The organism is Pseudomonadota bacterium (assembly GCA_034660915.1).
Classification (GTDB): Bacteria; Desulfobacterota; Anaeroferrophillalia; order Anaeroferrophillales; family Anaeroferrophillaceae; genus DQWO01.
The window spans coordinates 1,566-4,462 of the sequence record JAYEKE010000059.1 but is presented as its reverse complement, the minus strand read 5'-3'; the positions used below and the strand labels follow the sequence as shown (position 1 = coordinate 4,462).

The 2,897-nt window shown below is 52.0% G+C and carries 3 protein-coding genes; 2 read left to right on the top strand and 1 reads right to left on the bottom strand.

The features are described from left to right. On the bottom strand, nt 1-974 hold a 974-nt coding region (locus U9P07_03660; GenBank protein MEA2108494.1), incomplete at its 3' end, for a 3-hydroxyacyl-CoA dehydrogenase family protein. Between the two features lie 184 nt (nt 975-1,158). Between U9P07_03660 and U9P07_03655 the strand changes: the two genes are divergently transcribed. Together U9P07_03655 and U9P07_03650 are read left to right on the top strand one after the other, a co-directional pair. Beyond that, nucleotides 1,159-1,617, top strand: a complete 459-nt coding sequence (locus U9P07_03655) for a single-stranded DNA-binding protein (protein ID MEA2108493.1) — start codon at nt 1,159-1,161, stop codon at nt 1,615-1,617. Between the two features lie 408 nt (nt 1,618-2,025). Further along, nucleotides 2,026-2,897 (top strand): hypothetical protein (locus tag U9P07_03650; protein ID MEA2108492.1); only part of this gene is annotated, 872 nt, incomplete at its 3' end.

Sequence of the window (2,897 nt, the reverse complement as noted above, 5' to 3'; positions counted from 1 at the left end):
GTCTTGATCCCCAGTTCCAGGTCGCCCAGACTGACCACTTCTTTTTCAATCAAATGGGTTGAGATGGCAAATATCGCCCCCAGCAGACGATCCTTCACCTGGCTCCCGGCGGCCTCGTCAGCCAGCACCTCACCATTTTCAATATCCCACAGTTCGCCGGCTTCAAACTTAGTTTTCAACGATTCGGGAACTGCAGTATAACCGATATCAGAATCGCCCAGGTATTCGACCATGGAATTCCCGGCATGGTAGCAGGTTCCCAGACCGGCAGCATTCTGCACCCACATGATGCCGAACTTCACCCCCAGGGCTTCCTGGGACAATTTCTCCAGGGTGATGGCATTGTATTGATCGCCATAGAAGGAATCAAGAACCAGATACGAGGCAATGAAGACCGGGTTGATGGCAAAACCAGGAAAATCTCTTACCGTAATCGGCACTTTACGGTTCTGGCGGGCGAACTCCATCAGGGCTTCATAGGTATCATCGCTGGTCTGCCGCTGGCGAATAACTTCCACCAGGCGGTTAACATTTGCCGGGAAAAAGTAGTGCAGGCCGGCGGTTCTTTCGGGATTTTCCACCTTTTCCATCAGCTTTTCAATCAGAAAGGTCGAGGTATTGCTGACCAGGATGGTATCCGGCGGACAGGCAGCCGACAGTTCGGCAAACACCTGGATCTTGAGATCCATTTTCTCGATTGCCGCCTCGATGACCAGATCACAAACCGCCAGATCCTCATAACGGCTGGTGCCGGTAATCTTCGCCGCCAGCTCATCCATCTGTTCCTGGGTCATTTTCCCCTTGGCAACCCGCTTGCTTAAAGGCTTGATGATCCCTTTTTCATACATGGACTTGACCAGATCATCATTAAGCTCCTTGAATACCACCCGGTAGCCGGACATGGCCGCGTTCAAGCCAATCAAGGCCCCCATTACTCCGAATCCCACAACTCCAACAGTCTTAACTTCTTTCATTGTTTCCTCCCTGACAAAATTTTTTCATCGCATAGCATACGATGATTTAAGATAGCAAGCTGATAATGTCAAAAACAGTTTTTTATAATTTCCTTTGATTTCAGTCAATGGTATGCTAATTTAATGCCATAATTAACCGAACACAGCAAGGACATTCAACCGATCCAAAAGAGGAGGAAAAATCATGGCCGGAGGAGGAGTAAACAAAGTCATCCTGGTGGGCCGTCTCGGCGCTGACCCGGAAATGAAATACGGCAGCAGCGGCAACCCGTTCACCACTTTTAATCTCGCCACCAGCGAAACCTGGACCAAAGACGGGCAGAAAACGGAAAGAACCGAATGGCACCGGATTATCACTTTCGGCAAACTGGCGGAAATCTGCGCCCAGTATCTCAACAAGGGAAAGCAGGTATATATCGAAGGTAAAATCCAGACCCGCAGCTGGGAAGATAAGGAAGGCATCAAGCGCTGGTCCACCGAAATTCTCTGTCAGAACATGCAGATGCTGGGCGGCGCCGGGGACGCGGCGGCCGGCGGTGGCAATACCAGCGAAAGATCCTCATCATACGGTGGCGGTGGCAGTGCCGGCAGCATGAACCAACAGCAGGGACCGCCGGTCAACGAGGACGATATCCCATTTTAGCTATTGGCTGTTAGCCGTTAGTACCTTACTCCTGAAAGTCTGTCACTTTTTTCAGTACTCCCCTGAGGGGTGAAAAAAACAAGAAATTGCTAAGTGCTTCACGGGTTCTTTGCCGTCAGGCAAAGGTTCCGATGAAGAAACTTATGCAAGGCTCGGGAACACATTCAGGATGTTCGGACTTGGCTCATAGCGGTATTGGCCGCCGAACGAATCACACGATGTGATTCGCGGCGGACGCCTCGGAAGCCGGCCATGGACGGCCGGCGAGAATGAGCGAGAACCATGCCGGAACATCCTGATACCTTAATTTGGGTTGCGGGCATAGCCCGCTTTAGCTTTTGTCTTTGTCCTTGAACCTTAGACCTTACACCTTATACCTTAAACCTTAAACCTTGAACCGGTGTTCTCATGATTAAATCACTCAGCTGGGGGAAAATATCCCCCATTTCCATCCGGGACATTGAAAGCGACCGGGCCTTCAGCCGTACCCGGCAGTTCATTGCCGCCATCGGCCTGGATCGTCGGGGAAAGCTTTTCGATGTCTACCTTTGTGCCGACCAGCGCAACGGGGCGGTCAGAAACGTCCTGAACCAGCTGGGCAATGTCCGGGTTTTTTCCAATGCCGGCAACGTGGTCTACGCCCCCAGCCGCCGACCCAGCGTCATCATCGCCCACGGACAACACTGCGGTGCCGTTGACTACGTCGCCCAGACCAGGCAGGAATCAGTCCATGAACTGCCGGCCATTGTGGATCGGGTCGATGATGAGGTTATTGCCAATGCCTTCCACCAGCTGGAAAAGATCCCCCGGGAATTTCGCGCCGGAATCATCTATTTCAACCATGAAAACGGCACCGTTTCTCACTTCATTGAAGATGAGCACGGCAAACTGTTCCGCCATTTCGCCGTCTGCGAGTTTATTTTCCATGAGCTGGAAGAATCATTGAAGCAGCGATTTTCAAAAGCCCAGCTGGTAGCCTACACCAGGGAACAGAATCCTGACTTTACCCTGCTGTGCAACCCCGAGATCCGACCCCACGGCTTCAACTATTTTGAAGTCAACCTGCAAAAAGAAGGCCGGTTTGACGGAATTATCCGGGACTCGCTGATTTACGCCATCTCCCATGCCCTCACCGGACCCGAAGGGGGATTTTCAGCCACCAAGGCGGTGATCATGGCCTTCTACCAGGACGTGGGCATCCCCGCGGAACTGTACCGTGATTTTTTCGAGCCGGACCGGAAATATCTGGAAGAATATATGGAGCGCGGAGGGAGTATCTA

What these genes read in the sequence shown, in the direction of transcription:
- U9P07_03655 (MEA2108493.1), top strand. Translation starts at nt 1,159, where the DNA reads ATGGCCGGAGGAGGAGTAAACAAAGTCATCCTGGTGGGCCGTCTCGGC.